Here is a 16,853-nt window from a genome sequence, read left to right as displayed (position 1 = left end):
TAGTTTCAGGACGCCCGCTTTTCAAGCAAGCTTCACCGCTTCCTAACCGTATGCGCGCATCATGCCGGTATGACGACGCAGGAACAATTTCTCATTTCGGCAAAGCCGGATCTGCAGGCCGCGCGCATGGCGTGGCTGCAATCGCTCGGCGGCGAGCGCCGCTTGTCTCAACTGACCGTCGATGCCTATGAGCGCGACACGAGACAGTTTCTGCAATTCCTGACAGGCCATTGCGGCGGCGCCCCCGGAATATCCGACATAAAAGAACTCAGGCCGGCTGACCTGCGCGCCTATCTTGCTTCACGGCGTAGCGCCGGGGCAGGGGCCCGCACGCTGGGACGGGGACTGGCCGGAATCCGCTCGCTGCTGCGCCATCTTGAAAGGCAGGGCATGGTCAATGCGGCCGGCGCGGCGGCCATGCGTGCACCCCGCCAGCCGAAATCGCTGCCCAAGCCGCTGACGGCAGCCGATGCAAAGCGCGTGGTGGCAACGGATGAGCAACTGGCCGAGGAGCCATGGATCGCGGCCCGCAACGCGGCGGTGCTGACCCTGCTCTATGGCTGCGGCCTGCGCATTTCCGAAGCGCTTGGCCTGACCGGCGGCAATCTGGCCAGCGGAGACGAAACCGTGCTGCGGGTAACGGGCAAGGGCGGCAAGACACGGCTTGCGCCGCTGCTGCCGGTCACGGTGAAGGCGGTGATGGAGTATCGCCGCCTGTGTCCCTATCACCTCGATGCCGGTGAACCGCTGTTTCGGGGCGCGCGGGGCGGGCCGCTCAATGCCGCGATCATCCAGCGCGAAATGGCGAAACTGCGCTCGGCGCTCAACCTGCCCGAAACGGCGACGCCGCATGCGCTGCGCCATTCCTTCGCCACGCATCTGCTGGGACGGGGCGGCGACCTGCGCACCATTCAGGAACTGCTCGGCCATGCCAGCCTGTCGACCACGCAGGTCTATACCGGCGTCGATACGGCGCGGCTGCTCGAAATTTACGATTCGGCGCATCCGCGCGCATGAAACGGCACCGCCTTAACGGTTTGGCCGGGATTTAAGGCTAGTGGAAAACCATGACACGCACATTCGCTCTCGCTGAACGCGCCGCCCTGGTCTGCATGAAGCTGCTTGCCGGGCTGAACCTGTTGTTTTTCATAACCTTCCTGATCGTTCTGGCAATGGCGACCGGCCGGGCGCATGCGGATGCAACTGCCTGCTCGGGCGCCGACCTCATAGAAAAGCTCCGCAAGGACGATCCGGACGCCTACTCAGACGTGCGCAAACAGGCCGATGCCGTGCTCAACGGCAAGGGCGTTCTGTGGAAGCTGGAGAAGCAGGGCACAGCACCCTCCTATCTGTTCGGAACCTTTCATCTGAGCGACCCGCGCGTAGTCACGCTGCCGCCAGCGGCGCAGACTGCGTATGACGCGGCTGCGACAGTGGTAATCGAAACCACGGATGTGCTTGATCAGTCCCGCATGATGGCGGCCATGTCCGAAGAGCCTGAACTGATGATGTTCACGGGATCGCAGACGCTTACCTCGCAGCTTTCTGCCGAGGATGCGGAGGCTTTGAAGAAAGGCCTCAAAGCGCGCGGAATCCCGCTGGCCAGCGTGGCGAAAATGAAACCGTGGATGCTGCTCGGTGTCGTGGCGGTTCCGCAATGCGAGCTTGCCCGCCGCTCGGCCGGGGAAGCCATTCTCGACGTGAAGCTGGCGCAGGATGCCGACGCCGCCGGCAAGGCGCTGGGCGGTCTTGAAACGGCGGCGGACCAGCTTCGCGCCATGGCGTCCCTGCCGATGGAGTTCCACATTCAGGGGCTGGTGGAAACGCTGCAACTGGGCGATGGCATCAACGATCTGACCGAGACCATGATCCGGCTCTACCAGCAGGGCGAGGTTGGCATGATCATGCCGATGTTCACCGCGGTGATGCCGCAGCATGGCGGCGATATGGCCGGCTATGCGGCGTTCGAGGAAGCGCTGATCAACAAGCGCAACAAGGGCATGATTGCCAGTGCGGACGCGTTCCTTTCGCAGGGTAACGCCTTCATCGCGGTGGGTGCGCTGCACCTGCCGGGGCCGGAAGGGCTCGTGGAGGGGTTCCGCAAGGCGGGCTATACTGTGAGTGCCGTGCAATAGCACTGCCGGCTGCTCTGCAGGGGCGGATGCAACCTGTCAGCGTTTTATGCGTTGACCTCTTGTTGCCTGATCCGTTTCCTGGAGGACAGAATGGCCAATCCGCACAAGCCGGGTCCAGACGATCCCCGTCCGCTGGATCCCCTCAATCCCATTCCACCACATGCGGACCCCGATCCGCATCTCGATCCAACGCCCCCGCCGCGCGGTGGTGGCACCACCTGGCTGATCGCGCTGATCGTGCTGGTGCTGGCGCTCGGCGCCTATTACCTTTTTGCTGGCGGCAACCGACCGGCGACCGAGCCTGAAGCGGCACCGCCGCCTGCTGCCACCGAGCCGGCGCCTGCGCCTGCCCCTGTCGAACCTGCTCCGGCACCCGCACCTGCGGAACCTGCACCTGCTCCGGCAGAACTTGCGCCGCCGGCCGAACCGGCTCCTGCTCCAGCCGAGCCTGCACCGGCTCCCACCGACAGCACGCCGGCTCCGGCCGAGCCTGCGCCACAGCAGCCGGCGAACTGACCGGACAAGACCCGAACAAGAAATGGCCCGCCGGTTGGCGGGCCGTTTTTTTGGTTCCGGGATCTGGATTATCGGGAGAGCAGCGGGGCACCCGAAAACCGCCGTCCGCTTTTCGGTCCGATGCTCTGGCCGATCGGATAGGGGGCCGATCGGATAGCGGGGCCGTCAGATATGGGGCCGATCAGATGTGGATCGGCTTGAAGAATGTGGCGAGCGCGGCTTCCTTGACCGCCTCCGACATGGTCGGGTGGGCGTGGCAGGTGCGCGCGAGGTCTTCCGAGGAACCGCCGAATTCCATCAGGACGGCAGCTTCGTGGATCATCTCGCCGGCACCGAAGCCGACGATGTGGACGCCGAGCACGCGGTCGGTCTCCTTGTCGGCCAGCACCTTCACGAAGCCGTCGGTGTGCTGCATGGCGCGCGCACGGCCATTGGCGGTGAAGGGGAACTTTCCGGACTTGTAGGCGACGCCGGCCTTCTTCAGCTCTTCCTCGGTCTTGCCGACCGAAGCGACCTCAGGGCTGGTGTAGACGACGCCCGGAATGACGTCGTAGTTCACATGACCGGCCTGACCGGCGATGATCTCGGCAACGGCCACGCCCTCGTCCTCGGCCTTGTGGGCGAGCATCGGGCCGGCGACCACGTCGCCGATGGCATAGATGCCCGGCACATTGGTGCGCAGATGGCCGTCGGTCTTGACGCGGCCGCGTTCGTCCAGCTCGACGCCGGCTTCGCGGAGGCCGAGACCTTCCGTGTAAGGCTTGCGGCCGGTTGCGATCAGCACGGCATCGGCCTCGACGGTTTCCGCGTCGCCGCCCTTCACCGGCTCGAAGGTGACGGAAGCGCCCTTGCCGGACTTCGCCACGCCGGTAACCTTCGAGCCCAGCCTGAAGGTGAAGCCCTGCTTGCCCAGCAGGCGCTGGAACTGCTTTGCGACTTCGCCGTCCATGCCGCCGAGAATGGTGTCGAGGAATTCGACCACCGTGACCTTCGCGCCAAGACGAGCCCAGACCGAGCCGAGCTCCAGGCCGATGACACCGCCGCCAACGACGACCAGATGCTCAGGCACCTTTGCCAGCGACAGCGCGCCGGTGGAGGACACGATGACCTTCTCGTCGATGTCGACCTCGACGCCCGGGATGCCGGCTACGTCGGAACCGGTGGCGATGACGATGTTCTTCGTCTCGATTTCCTGCGTGCTGCCGTCATCGGCAGCGACGGCCACCTTTCCTGCAGCGACGACCTTGCCGGTGCCACGGAAGGAGTCGATCTTGTTCTTCTTGAACAGGAAGGCGACGCCGGCCACGTTGGCGGACACGGTCGTGTCCTTGTGGGCCATCATCTTTTCGAGGTTCAGCTTCGGAGCGGAAATTTCCACGCCGAGCGCATCGAAGGAGTGGCTTGCTTCGGCAAACATTTCCGAGGCATGCAGCAGCGCCTTGGAGGGGATGCAGCCGATGTTCAGGCAGGTGCCGCCGAAGGTCTCGCGCTTTTCAACGACCGCGACCTTGAGGCCGAGCTGGGCTGCCTTGATGGCGCACACATAGCCGCCCGGACCAGAGCCGATGACGACGACATCATATGCCATTTGTCCATTCCTTTCCTGCTGGCCGATCCGGCCATTTCAATCGGGTCGCGTCGGCCGTCCAGCGGCGCGCGGGTGAGAAATCTATTCCTGACAGCCACTCAGCGCGAATATGTCGCCGGGAAGCTTGTCTTCGGCAGCGGATTCGAAAACGGCCGCCTGCCGCAATGTCGGACCGAGGTCGGGGAATATCAACGCCTGCGGGGCGGAGGCGTCTTCTTTGGGGAGAAGACCGACGGTGCCCTTGTCATCCACGGCGTAGAGCGGCCCTTCCCACAGGGTGCATTCGGCGATCTCATCCCCGGTCACGTCCCCTTCGAGGCACTCGTGCAACAGGGATGCATAGGGGCGCGGGGTTTCCTCGCTCCACATGACGATGCCTTCGAGCTGGATGCCGGTGGCGAGGTTCATCCTGAAGCTGTTGGTGACCACCATCGAGTCTCCCGTCGGGCGGAAGTCGATGCCGGTGCCTTTGGCCGCGTCTTCATAGACGGCCAGAGGCATCGGGCAGGCGGCACGCGCACCCGCCGTCTGCGCGATGAGCAGGGCGGCAAGGCAAACCGCCCCGCCACCCCGCCGGATAAGATGGTTCGTCACCACGGACGACCGCTCCCTGCTCAGAGATCCAGAACCAGACGCTCCGGGTCCTCCAGCGTTTCCTTAACGCGGACGAGGAAGGTCACCGCTTCCTTGCCGTCGACGATGCGGTGATCGTAGGACAGCGCCAGATACATCATCGGACGCACGACGATCTGCCCGCCGACCACGACCGGGCGCTCCTGGATCTTGTGCATGCCGAGGATGCCGGACTGCGGCGCATTGAGGATCGGCGTCGACATCAGCGAGCCATAAACACCACCGTTGGAGATGGTGAAGGTGCCGCCCTGCATGTCAGCAACCGACAGCTTGCCATCGCGCGCGGCAATGCCGAGGCGTCCGATTTCCTTCTCGATCTCGGAGATCGACATGGAGTCGGCGTCGCGCACCACCGGAACCACGAGGCCCTTGTCGGTACCGACCGCCACGCCGATATGGGCGTAGTTCTTGTAGATGATGTCGGTGCCGTCGATCTCGGCGTTGACGGCCGGGATTTCCTTCAGCGCGTGGGTCACGGCCTTGGTGAAGAAGCCCATGAAGCCGAGCTTTACGCCATGCTTCTTCTCGAACAGGTCCTTGTACTTGGCGCGCAGGTCCATCACCGGCTTCATGTCCACCTCGTTGAAGGTGGTGAGCATGGCGGCGGTGGACTGGGCGTCCTTGAGGCGGCGTGCGATGGTCTGGCGCAGGCGCGTCATGCGCACGCGTTCTTCACGCACTTCGTCCTCAGCGGCGGAAGGTGCGCGGGCCACGGCCGGAGCCTCGGCCGGCTGCGAAGGCGCGCCCCTGGCGATGGCGTCGAGCACATCGCCCTTCAGCACCTGACCGCGCTTGCCCGAGCCTGAAACCTGATCTGCCGACAGGTTCTTCTCGGCCAGCAGCTTTGCGGCGGAAGGGGCCGGCGGCATGGTGCGGGGCTCGATCGGGCTTTCGCCGGCGATCTTGGCCTGCTGGGCCGCGGCTTCCTTTGTGGTGGAGGCGGCGGTCGGGGCGGAAGCCTGTGCCACGGCAACGTCCTGCTTCGGCGAGGGTGCTGCGCCCTTTCCTTCGCCACCTTGGCTTTCGCCGATGGTGCCCAGCAGCGCGTCGATGCCGACAGTCTCGCCTTCCTTGGCGGTGATCTCGACCAGCGTTCCGGCGGAGGGCGCCGGCACTTCCACCGTAACCTTGTCGGTTTCGAGTTCGACCAGCGGCTCGTCGACAGCGATGGCGTCGCCAACCTTCTTGAACCACTTGCCGATGGTGGCTTCACTGACGGATTCACCCAGAGTGGGAACGCGGATTTCGGTAGCCATGATGCCTGTCCGTTCTTTCTTCTTGAATTGTTATTCGCCGAGCGCGTCTTCGAGGAAGGCGGCAAGCTGCGCCAGATGCTTCGACATGAGGCCCGTCGCCGGGGAGGCGGCGGCCGGGCGGCCTGTGTAGCGAACGCGCTGGTGCTTGGCGTCGATATGGGCCAGGACCCATTCCAGATAGGGGTCGATGAACGACCAGGCGCCCATGTTCTTGGGCTCCTCCTGACACCACACCATCTCCGCATTGCGGAAACGCGACAGTTCGGTGATCAGGGCCTTTGCCGGGAACGGGTAGAGCTGTTCGACACGTAGCAGGTAGATGTCGTTGATGCCGCGCTTCTCGCGCTCCTCGTAAAGGTCGTAATAGACCTTGCCCGTGCACAGCACGACGCGGCGGATCTTCGAGTCCTTGACCAGCTTGATCGGCTGGTCGCCCAGATACTGCGCATCGTCCCACAGCAGGCGGTGGAAGGAGCTTTCACCCGACAGTTCGGCGATCGTCGACACAGCGCGCTTGTGGCGCAGCAGCGACTTCGGCGTCATCAGGATCAGCGGCTTGCGGAAGTCGCGCTTCAGCTGCCGGCGCAGGATGTGGAAGTAGTTGGCCGGCGTCGTGCAGTAGGCGACCTGCATGTTGTCCTCGGCGCAGAGCTGGAGGAAGCGCTCCAGACGGGCGGAGGAGTGTTCCGGCCCCTGTCCTTCATAGCCATGCGGCAGCAGGCACACGAGACCCGACATGCGCAGCCACTTGCGCTCGCCCGACGAGATGAACTGGTCGAACACCACCTGCGCGCCGTTGGCGAAGTCGCCGAACTGGGCTTCCCACATGGTCAGCGCCTTGGGCGCCGACAGCGAGTAGCCATATTCGAAGCCGAGCACGGCCTCTTCGGAGAGCATCGAGTTGATGACCTCATAGCCGGCCTGTGCCGCCGACAGGTTGTTCAGCGGAATGTAGCGGTTCTCGTCGCGCTGGTCGTAGAGCACTGAATGGCGCTGCGAGAAGGTGCCGCGCTCCGAATCCTGGCCCGAAAGGCGGATCGGATTGCCGTCGAGCAGGATCGAGCCGAAGGCCAGAGCCTCGGCCGTCGCCCAGTCGATGCCGGTACCGCTCTCGATCGCCTGACGGCGATTGTCGAGGAAGCGCTGGATGGTGCGGTGCGCCTCGAATTCAGCGGGAACCTCGGTCAGCTTCTTGCCGATTTCCTTCAGCGTCTTGACCGGAACGGCGGTCTTGCCACGGCGCAGCTCGTCCTGATGGTCAGCGGCGCGCAGGCCCGACCATACACCGTCCAGCCAGTCGGCCTTGTTGGGCTTGTAGGTCTGGCCGGCCTCGAACTCCTCTTCCAGACGGGCGCGCCATTCGGCGCGCATGCGGTCGAGTTCGTCCTGGGTGATCAGGCCTTCCGCGATCAGGCGGTCGCCATAGAGCTGAACGACGGTCTTGTGGGCGCGGATGGCGCGGTACATCAGCGGCTGGGTGAATGCCGGCTCATCGCCCTCATTGTGACCGAAGCGGCGGTAGCAGAACATGTCCACGACCACCGGCTTGTGGAACTTCATGCGGAATTCGGTCGCGACCTTGGCGGCGTAGACAACGGCTTCCGGATCGTCGCCGTTGACGTGGAAGATCGGCGCCTCGATCATCTTGGCGACGTCGGACGGATAGGGCGACGAACGCGAGAAGCGCGGATTGGTGGTGAAGCCGATCTGGTTGTTGATGATCACGTGCAGCGTGCCGGCGACGCGGTGGCCGCGCAGGCCGGAAAGCCCGAGGATTTCCGAAATAACACCCTGACCGGCGAAGGCGGCATCGCCGTGGATCAGCAGCGGAAGAACCTTGGCGCGCTCTTCCAGCGGCACGATCTCCTCGCGGCTGCGGCCGTAGAGCTGGTCCTGCTTGGCGCGGGCCTTGCCCATCACCACCGGATTGACGATCTCCAGATGCGAAGGGTTTGCCGTCAGCGACAGGTGAACCTTGTTGTTGTCGAATTCGCGGTCGGACGAGGCGCCGAGGTGATATTTCACGTCGCCCGAGCCTTCCACATCGTCAGGCGCGTAGGAGCCGCCCTTGAACTCGTGGAAGATGGCGCGGTGCGGCTTTGCCATCACCTGCGAAAGAACGTTGAGGCGGCCGCGGTGGGCCATGCCGAGCACGATTTCCTTCATGCCGAGCGCGCCGCCGCGCTTGATGATCTGCTCAAGGGCCGGGATCAGCGATTCGCCGCCGTCGAGGCCGAAGCGCTTGGTGCCCTTGTACTTGACGTCGATGAACTGCTCGAAGCCTTCCGCCTCGATCAGCTTCGACAGGATGGCCTTCTTGCCTTCAGCGGTGAAGGAAATTTCCTTGTCGGCGCCTTCGATGCGCTCCTGAATCCATGCCTTTTCCTCGGGATCGGAAATGTGCATGAACTCCACACCCAGCGTCGAGCAATAGGTGCGGGTGAGAATGTCGAGCATCTGCCGGATGGTGCCGAATTCCAGGCCCAGGACATTGTCGAGGAAGATCGGGCGGTCGTAGTCGGCTTCCGTGAAGCCGTAATTCTGCGGCGAAAGCTCGTTATAATCCTCAAGCGGCTTGGCGATGCCGAGCGGATCGAGATTGGCATGCAGATGGCCGCGCATGCGGAAGGCGCGGATCATCATGATGGCATGAATGGAATCGCGCGTCGCCTGATGCACATCGGCATTGGAAAGCGGGGTTCCGGCCGTGGCGGCCTTTTCCTGCACCTTCTTGCCGACAACCTTCTCGATCAGGCCCCAGTTGCCGTCGAGCGCGGAGATCAGCTCGCCATTGGCCTGCAGCGGCCAGTTGGGCTTTTTCCACGATGCGCCTTCGGCGTTCTTCTTCACCGTGGCGGCGTCGTCCTGCAGCGCGGCGAAGAATTCCTGCCACTCGGTGTCGACCGCCGAGGGGTCGTCCTGCCATGCGGCGTGGAGTGCCTCGATATAATCGGCGTTACCGCCGTAGAGGAAGGAGGAGAGTGAGAATTGGTCGTTCTTCTGGTCTTGTCTCGACATGTCGCTTTTGAAGCTTCTGCTTCAACTCCTGACGGTTAGCGGCGGTTCTGCCGATGGGGATGGCCATGCGGCCATCCGTTGAAAGTGTCCCCTCCTGACCGAGTACGCCGGGCAGAGGAACTGCCCGGCGTGTCAGATCAGCCCTTGATGGCTTCGACCAGGGTCTTGCCCAGTCGCGCCGGGGATGGAGACACCCGGATGCCTGCCGCTTCCATGGCGGCGATCTTGTCTTCGGCTCCACCCTTGCCGCCCGAAATCACGGCGCCGGCGTGGCCCATAGTGCGGCCGGGAGGGGCCGTGCGGCCTGCGATGAAACCGGCCATGGGCTTGGAGCGCCCACGCTTGGCCTCGTCACGCAGGAACTGCGCGGCGTCTTCCTCGGCGGAACCGCCGATCTCGCCGATCATGATGATCGACTGGGTCTCGTCGTCGGCAAGGAACATCTCAAGCACGTCGATGAACTCCGTGCCCTTGACCGGATCGCCGCCGATGCCGACAGCGGTGGTCTGGCCGAGGCCTTCATTGGTGGTCTGGAACACTGCCTCATAGGTAAGCGTTCCCGAGCGCGAAACAACGCCGACCGAGCCCTTGCGGAAGATGTTGCCGGGCATGATGCCGATCTTGCACTCGTCGGGGGTGACGATGCCGGGGCAGTTCGGGCCGATCAGGCGCGACTTCGACTTGTCGAGCTTTGCCTTGACCTTGACCATGTCCATGACCGGGATGCCCTCGGTGATGCACACGATCAACTCCATCTCGGCCTCGATGGCCTCGATGATGGCGGCCGCGGCGCCCGCCGGCGGAACGTAGACGACCGAGGCGGTGGCGCCGGTCTTGTCCCTGCCTTCAGCGACGGATGCGAAGATCGGCAGGGTCTCGCCCTTCGAGCCGGTCCAGTTCTCGCCGCCCTTCTTCGGGTGGATACCGCCGACCATCTTCGTGCCGTGATAGGCCAGCGCCTGCTCGGTGTGGAACGTGCCGGTCTTGCCGGTCAGACCCTGAACGAGGACCTTGGTGTCTTTGTTGATGAGAATGGACATCTGAGGTCAGTTCCCTTTCACGGCCTTGACGATCTTCTGGGCGGCGTCGTCGAGATCATCGGCCGAGATGACGTTGAGGCCGCTCTCGTTGATGATCTTCTTGCCCAGTTCCACATTGGTGCCTTCGAGGCGCACCACCAGCGGCACCTTGAGACCCACTTCCTTGACGGCTGCGACAACGCCCTCGGCGATCACGTCGCACTTCATGATGCCGCCGAAGATGTTGACGAGGATGCCCTCGACGCGCGGGTCGGCGGTGATGATCTTGAATGCCGCAGCGACCTTCTCCTTGCCGGCGCCGCCGCCGACGTCGCAGAAGTTGGCAGGCTCGGCGCCGTAGAGCTTGATGATGTCCATCGTCGCCATGGCAAGGCCCGCGCCGTTGACCATGCAGCCGATGTTGCCGTCGAGCGCGACATAGGCGAGGTCCCACTTCGAGGCCTCGATTTCCTTGGAATCTTCCTCGGTGATGTCGCGCAGTTCCTTCACGTCCTCGTGGCGGAACAGCGCGTTGCCGTCGAACGAGACCTTGGCGTCGAGAACGCGCAGGCGGCCATTGGTCATGACGATCAGCGGATTGATCTCAAGCAGGCTCATGTCCTTCTCGGAGAAGGCCGTGTAAAGCAGCGGGAACAGCTTCTTGCCGTCCTCGGCGGCTTCGCCGGTGAGCTTCAGCGCGTCGTTGATCTTCGCGACATCGGCGTCGGTGACGCCGGTTTCGGGGTCGATGGCGACGGTGATGATCTTCTCCGGCGTCGCCTCGGCGACGGCCTCGATGTCCATGCCGCCCTCGGTGGAAACCACGAAAGCGACGCGGCCGACGGTGCGGTCGACCAGCAGCGACAGGTAAAGCTCACGGTCGATGTCGGCGCCGTCCTCGATGTAGAGGCGGTTGACCTGCTTGCCGGCAGGGCCGGTCTGCTTGGTCACCAGCGTGTTGCCCAGCATCTCGTTGACGTTGGCAACCACTTCCTCGATCGACTTGGCGAGGCGCACGCCGCCCTTGGCATCGGCGGGCAGTTCCTTGAACTTGCCCTTGCCGCGGCCGCCGGCATGGATCTGGCTCTTCACTACATAAAGCGGGCCGGGCAGCGTCTTTGCCGCAGCTTCCGCCTCGTTGGCCGACAGGATCGCCACGCCGTCCGCGACGGGCGCGCCGTAGGCTTTCAGGAGCTGCTTGCCCTGATATTCATGGATGTTCATGTGAACGCCTTTCCTTGATTACTTCTGGGCAAGCTGCGGCGCGATGCCCGTGCAGGCCTCGGTCAGGCTCTGGACGGCGGCAAGCGACTTGTCGAACATCGCCTGCTCTTCCTTGTTGAACTCGATCTCGATGATGCGCTCGACGCCGCCGGCACCGATCACCACCGGCACGCCGACATAGGTGTCCTTGACGCCATACTGGCCGTTGAGATGCGTGGCGCAGGGCAGCACGCGCTTCTTGTCCTTCAGGTAGCTCTCGGCCATGGCGACAGCCGAGGAAGCCGGCGCATAGTAGGCGGAGCCGGTCTTGAGCAGGCCGACGATCTCGCCGCCGCCCTTGCGGGTGCGCTCGACGATGGCGTCCAGCTTCTCCTTCGAGGTCCAGCCCATCTTGACCAGATCGGGCAGCGGGATGCCGGCAACGGTGGAGTAGCGCACCATCGGCACCATGTCGTCGCCGTGGCCGCCGAGCGTCATGGCCGACACGTCCTCGACGGACACCTTGAACTCCTCGGCGAGGAAGTAGCGGAAACGGGCGGAATCCAGCACGCCAGCCATGCCGACGACATGGCTCTTCGGCAGGCCGGAGAACTTCTGCAGCGCCCAGACCATGGCGTCGAGCGGGTTGGTGATGCAGATGACGAAGGCGTTCGGCGCGTATTTGGCGATGCCGGCGCCAACCTGTTCCATCACCTTGAGGTTGATGCCCAGAAGGTCGTCGCGGCTCATGCCCGGCTTGCGCGGCACGCCGGCGGTGACGATGCACACGTCCGCACCCTCGATGCCGGCATAGTCGTTGACGCCGACATAGCGCGCATCGAAGCCGTCGACCGGCGAGGATTCAGCGATGTCGAGGCCTTTGCCCTGCGGAATGCCTTCGGCGATGTCGAACAGGACGACGTCGCCCAGTTCCTTGAGGCCGATGAGGTGAGCGAGCGTGCCACCAATCATGCCGGAGCCAATCAGTGCTATCTTCTTGCGTGCCATGTCAGGATGGTTTCCCTTTGCTATGACGGCGCCGCGATGGCGTCGAGGTGAGGCAGGCAGGCCATGGAGAGCCCGCGAATTTTCGCCGCACCCCATAGCCCCGGTATCCAAAAAACTCAATCGATTATTTCAAGCCCTGAAATTTCAATCGTTTAGAACTTGTTTAATTTACGTAAGCGTCAAAATTAATGTCGCTTTTCCACCGCGCGTGAATTCTAAGCAGAAGATTGTCTCCAAAAAGTGACGAACTCAGCTCTCTTGCGGAGCTGCGGCATTTTCCTGTGCGGGGTTCTGCCTGCCCTCGCGGTTGCGGGCGTTCCAGGTGTCGCGCCAGTCGCGGCTCTGCATCTCGATGAGGCGCGAGGCGGTCCGGTCGAATTCGAAGGCTTCGGTGCCGGTGCGCCCGACATAGAGCCCGGTAGGCGGTGCATCGGCGCTGATGAGCAGGCGAAGCTGCTGATCGTAGATGACATCGACCAGCAGGATGAAGCGCTTGGCTTCGTTTCGGCGGCTTTCATCGAGCACGGGAACATGATCGATGAACAGGGTGGAGTAGCGGGCGGCGATGGCGAGATAGTCGCGGGCGCCGAGCGGCTTCTCGCACAGATCGGCAAAGCTGAAGCGGGCGGCGTCGCCGGCGGCGCGCGGCACTGGAATGGTGCGGCCCTTCACCGAAATGCTTGCCGGCAGCGTTTCGTGGCCTTCGGTCATTGCCTGCCATGCTTCGTCCAGCGCTTCATCGGCTGCCGCATCGGCGGGCGTGATGTAGACCGGCAGGCTGTTCAGCTTTTCCAGCCGGTAGTCGGTGTCGATGTCGAGGTTGAGCACTGCGGCATGACGTTCGAGAATGGTGATGAAGGGCATGAAAAGCTGGCGGTTGAGGCCGTTGTGATAGAGGTCGCGGGGGGCGACATTTGAGGTCGCCACCAGCACGACGCCGTGATCGAACAGAACCGAGAACAGCCGTGACAGGATCATGGCGTCGGCGATGTCGGTGACGGCGAATTCGTCGAAGCACAGCACCCACGCCTCCTCCGCCAGCGCGCGCGCCACCGGCGGGATGGGATCGTCTTCCTTCGTCTTGCCGTCCTTGCGTGCCTGCCGCTGCTTCTGGATGCGGTCGTGCACGTCGGCCATGAAGTCGTTGAAATGGGCGCGGCGCTTGGCGCGGGCCGGGACATGCTCGAAGAACATGTCCATCAGCATGGTCTTGCCGCGCCCGACACCGCCATAGATGTAGAGGCCGCGCACGTCGGCATGTTTTTCGCGCTTGCGGCCGAACAGCCAGCCAAGCGCGCTGGATTTTCTGGAAAGCCGCTTGTCGGCGATCTCGCCGATCAGCCTGTCGAGCTGGTCGGCAATGATGAGCTGTGCATCGTCGCGGCGCACTGCGCCGGTTTCGACGCGGTGAAGATAGTCCTGCCTGACGGTCGCGCGCGTCTGGAGGCCGTCACGCAGATGCATGTCGATGTTGTCCTGCGAATATCTAGCGGGTCAGCGCGATGGGCTGGCCGTTGGACGTCTGGCCATCGAAGCGTCCGCCGCCCGACGAGTAGAGGCGGGCCAGCGTGCCGCCGTCCTGATCGTAGAGCGTAAGCTGCTTGCCGGCGACATTCCAGGACTTCACGCCGTCGACCGGGGCCGGGCAGCGGAGCGGGCCGGCGCGGTAACCCTGCCCGAACTTGGTTTGCGGCGTGGCGACCTTGCAGCTCTGGCCGCTGACATTGACAGTCCACACACCGGCGACGCTGGCGGGCGTCAGGTCGGCGGCCGTTGCAGGCGCGCTGCCATCCGGCGGCAGGGAAGCGACCTGCGTGTTTTGCTGGGGCGCTGCCGGGAACTGCGACGGATCGCCCGGAACGCCGGGTCCGGTGGGCGGGGGGAGCTGGTTGGAGGAGATCGTACCCGACGGCGCGGGCTGCAGCGGCTCGGGGCGTGTGTTGTCCATGGAGGAAAACCGCGTGCTGGAACAGCCGCTTGCCAACAGGGCGGCGCCAATTGCCACGATCGCGCCCGTTCTCAGAAATGTCATCGCAACCTCCGCGGGGCCTGACCGGCGCCGTCTCACTATTCGCCCCCTACCAATTCGGTGAAGGTGGCAGAATTTCAACTTGATATGGTTAAAATAAGGTTTGCGTTGGCTTGTGTGATGTTTTTGCAACGCATAATGAAGGCGCAGCCGCCTCGTCGTGGCGGATGGCCCGTCCGGACTGCACTGGTAATTCCCGGCTGTTTCCGCCATATAGCGCGCTGGAACAAGCTGGAAACGAAATGGACATGTCAGGCCCGGCTCCCTTCGCCAGGATGAACGGTATCGGCAACGAGATCATCGTTGCGGACATGCGCGGGCGCACTGACCGCGTATCGCCGCAGGCGGCCCTTGCGCTTGCCGCCGATCCGGCCACGCATTTCGATCAGATCATGGCCATTCACGATGCGCGTACGCCGGGTACGGACCATTTCATCGAGATCCTCAATCAGGATGGCTCGTTCGCGCAGGCCTGCGGCAACGGCACGCGCTGCGTGGTGCAGGCGCTGGCGGCCGACACCGGCAAGGACGCTTTCACGTTCGAGACGGTTGCCGGCATCCTCAATGCGCGTCAGCATGAGGATGGGTTGATCTCTGTCGACATGGGAAAGCCGCGGTTCGGCTGGCAGGACATTCCGCTGGCCGAGGAGTTCCGCGACACGCGCATGATCGAATTGCAGGTCGGCCCGATCGACGCGCCGGTTCTGCATTCTCCGTCCGCAGTCTCCATGGGCAATCCCCATGCCATCTTCTGGGTCGACGAGGACGTGTGGTCCTATGCGCTCGACCGCTTCGGGCCGTTGCTCGAAAATCATCCGCTGTTTCCCGAGCGCGCCAACATCACCATCGCGCAGGTGACGGGACCGGATCATCTCACGATCCGCACATGGGAGCGCGGGGCGGGGTTGACCAGAGCCTGCGGCTCTGCGGCATGTGCCGCTGCGGTTTGTGCCGCGCGCACCCGGCGCACCGGGCGCAGCGTTTCGCTGACCGCTCCCGGAGGTCAGCTTCATGTCGCGTGGCGCGAGGATGACCATGTTGTCCTGACGGGTGCTGCCGAATGGGAGTTTTCCGGCACCTTCGATCCGGCCACCGGCGCATGGCAGCGGGATGCCGAGAGCGCGGCCTGATGAGCGACAACGAACCCATGCGGCAGGACAAGGGCATCGAGGTCGTCACCTTCGGCTGTCGGTTGAACACCTATGAGTCCGAGGTCATGCGCCGCGAGGCTTCCGCAGCGGGGCTGGGCGAGCTGTCCGGCGGTGCGATCATCTTCAACACCTGCGCGGTGACGGCGGAAGCGGTGCGGCAGGCCAAGCAGTCGATCCGCAAGGCCCGGCGTGAGAACCCGGAGGCGCGCATCATCGTTACCGGTTGCGCGGCGCAGACCGGACCGCAGGATTTCGTGGCCATGGACGAGGTCGATCTCGTTCTCGGCAATGAGGAAAAGCTGAAAAGCCATTCCTATCGCGCGCTGCCGGATTTCGGCGTCAACCTGTTCGAGAAGGCGCGGGTCAACGACATCTTCTCCGTGCGCGAGACGGCCTCGCACATGGTCGACGCCATCGAGGGACGGGCACGCGCCTTCGTGCAGGTGCAGAACGGCTGCGACCATCGCTGCACCTTCTGCATCATCCCCTATGGACGCGGCAATTCGCGCTCCGTGCCGATGGGCGCCGTGGTGGAGCAGGTGAAGCGTCTGGCCGGCAACGGCTATGCCGAGGTGGTGTTGTCGGGCGTCGACATGACCAGCTACGGCGCGGACCTGCCAGGCGCGCCCAGGCTCGGGCGGCTGGTGAAGGCGATCCTGCGGCAGGTGCCGGACGTGAAGCGGCTGCGTCTGTCCTCCATCGATTCCATCGAGGCCGATGACGAACTGCTCGAAGTGGTGGCATCGGAAAAGCGGCTGATGCCGCATCTGCATCTTTCCCTTCAGGCGGGCGACGACCTGACCCTGAAGCGCATGAAGCGCCGGCATCTGCGCGACGATTCGATCCGTTTCTGTGCGGAAGTGCGCAGGCTGCGCCCCGACATCGTGTTCGGCGCCGACATCATCGCCGGCTTCCCGACGGAGACCGAGGAGATGTTCCGGCGCTCGCTCGACATCGTGGAGGAATGCGGCCTCACGCATCTGCATGTCTTTCCGTTCAGCCCGCGCGAGGGCACGCCGGCGGCGCGCATGCCGCAGGTGCGCCGCGAAGTGGTCAAGGAACGGGCCGCGCGGCTGCGCGCCGTGGGTGAGGCCGCCTATCGCCGGCATCTGGAAGCGCTTGCCGGCACGTCTCAATCGATCCTGATCGAGCGTGACGGGCTTGGCCGCACCGAAGGCTTTACGCTGGCCGCCATCGAAGCCGGCCAGCCCGGCGAGATCATCGAGGCGGTGGTGACCGGCCATGACGGCACCCAGCTTCAGGCGGTGCCGCTCGCCGCGCGCGCGGCCTGAGACAG

The 16,853-nt window shown here is 64.0% G+C and carries 14 protein-coding genes; 5 read left to right on the top strand and 9 right to left on the bottom strand.

Features of this window, described 5'->3' with window-relative positions; all coding sequences use genetic code 11:
- Positions 1–69: 69 nt before the first annotated feature.
- The 3 genes from MIC97_RS09490 to MIC97_RS09480 all read left to right on the top strand — a co-directional run bounded on the left by MIC97_RS09490 (position 70) and on the right by MIC97_RS09480 (position 2,651).
- Complete coding sequence (locus MIC97_RS09490) at positions 70–1,017, top strand: tyrosine recombinase XerC (RefSeq protein ID WP_239799820.1); 948 nt, start codon at positions 70–72, stop codon at positions 1,015–1,017.
- Between the two features lie 50 nt (positions 1,018–1,067).
- Positions 1,068–2,135, top strand: a complete 1,068-nt coding sequence (locus tag MIC97_RS09485; protein WP_239799819.1) for a TraB/GumN family protein — start codon at positions 1,068–1,070, stop codon at positions 2,133–2,135.
- A gap of 90 nt (positions 2,136–2,225) precedes the next feature.
- Complete coding sequence (locus MIC97_RS09480; RefSeq protein ID WP_239799818.1) at positions 2,226–2,651, top strand: hypothetical protein; 426 nt, start codon at positions 2,226–2,228, stop codon at positions 2,649–2,651.
- Between the two features lie 181 nt (positions 2,652–2,832).
- On the opposite strand, the gene lpdA is transcribed toward MIC97_RS09480, so the two are convergent.
- The 9 genes from lpdA to MIC97_RS09435 all read right to left on the bottom strand — a co-directional run bounded on the left by lpdA (position 2,833) and on the right by MIC97_RS09435 (position 14,408).
- Positions 2,833–4,239 carry a dihydrolipoyl dehydrogenase gene (gene lpdA, locus MIC97_RS09475; RefSeq protein ID WP_239799817.1) on the bottom strand — a complete coding sequence of 469 codons (1,407 nt, stop codon included), beginning with the start codon at positions 4,237–4,239 and terminating at the stop codon, positions 2,833–2,835.
- 81 nt (positions 4,240–4,320) lie between these two features.
- Positions 4,321–4,833: a hypothetical protein gene (locus MIC97_RS09470; RefSeq protein ID WP_239799816.1), complete on the bottom strand. Its 513-nt coding sequence runs from the start codon at positions 4,831–4,833 to the stop codon at positions 4,321–4,323.
- Positions 4,834–4,853: 20 nt separating this feature from the next.
- Positions 4,854–6,128 carry a 2-oxoglutarate dehydrogenase complex dihydrolipoyllysine-residue succinyltransferase gene (gene odhB, locus MIC97_RS09465; protein WP_239799815.1) on the bottom strand — a complete coding sequence of 425 codons (1,275 nt, stop codon included), beginning with the start codon at positions 6,126–6,128 and terminating at the stop codon, positions 4,854–4,856.
- Positions 6,129–6,158: 30 nt separating this feature from the next.
- Complete coding sequence (locus MIC97_RS09460) at positions 6,159–9,146, bottom strand: 2-oxoglutarate dehydrogenase E1 component (protein ID WP_239799814.1); 2,988 nt, start codon at positions 9,144–9,146, stop codon at positions 6,159–6,161.
- A gap of 137 nt (positions 9,147–9,283) precedes the next feature.
- Complete coding sequence (gene sucD / locus MIC97_RS09455) at positions 9,284–10,186, bottom strand: succinate--CoA ligase subunit alpha (protein WP_183824909.1); 903 nt, start codon at positions 10,184–10,186, stop codon at positions 9,284–9,286.
- A 6-nt stretch (positions 10,187–10,192) separates the two neighbouring features.
- Entirely contained in the window at positions 10,193–11,389 is a 1,197-nt protein-coding gene (sucC, locus tag MIC97_RS09450; protein WP_239799813.1) for an ADP-forming succinate--CoA ligase subunit beta, read from the bottom strand.
- Between the two features lie 18 nt (positions 11,390–11,407).
- Positions 11,408–12,376, bottom strand: a complete 969-nt coding sequence (gene mdh, locus MIC97_RS09445; RefSeq protein WP_183824903.1) for a malate dehydrogenase — start codon at positions 12,374–12,376, stop codon at positions 11,408–11,410.
- Between the two features lie 249 nt (positions 12,377–12,625).
- Positions 12,626–13,840, bottom strand: a complete 1,215-nt coding sequence (zapE, locus tag MIC97_RS09440; protein WP_239799812.1) for a cell division protein ZapE — start codon at positions 13,838–13,840, stop codon at positions 12,626–12,628.
- A 22-nt stretch (positions 13,841–13,862) separates the two neighbouring features.
- The gene (locus MIC97_RS09435) at positions 13,863–14,408 is read right to left on the bottom strand and encodes a protease inhibitor Inh/omp19 family protein (protein ID WP_239799811.1); all 546 of its coding nucleotides are present in this window, start codon (positions 14,406–14,408) and stop codon (positions 13,863–13,865) included.
- Between the two features lie 245 nt (positions 14,409–14,653).
- Between MIC97_RS09435 and dapF the strand changes: the two genes are divergently transcribed.
- Entirely contained in the window at positions 14,654–15,535 is an 882-nt protein-coding gene (gene dapF / locus MIC97_RS09430) for a diaminopimelate epimerase (RefSeq protein ID WP_239801079.1), read from the top strand.
- Positions 15,535–16,848: a tRNA (N(6)-L-threonylcarbamoyladenosine(37)-C(2))-methylthiotransferase MtaB gene (gene mtaB / locus MIC97_RS09425; RefSeq protein WP_239799810.1), complete on the top strand. Its 1,314-nt coding sequence runs from the start codon at positions 15,535–15,537 to the stop codon at positions 16,846–16,848. The genes dapF and mtaB overlap by 1 nt, the downstream gene beginning before the upstream one ends.
- Positions 16,849–16,853 lie beyond the last annotated feature (5 nt).

The organism is Aquamicrobium sp. NLF2-7 (assembly GCF_022359935.1).
In the GTDB taxonomy this organism is placed as follows: domain Bacteria; phylum Pseudomonadota; class Alphaproteobacteria; order Rhizobiales; family Rhizobiaceae; genus Mesorhizobium; species Mesorhizobium lusatiense.
This window is presented reverse-complemented; position numbering and strand designations above follow the sequence as displayed.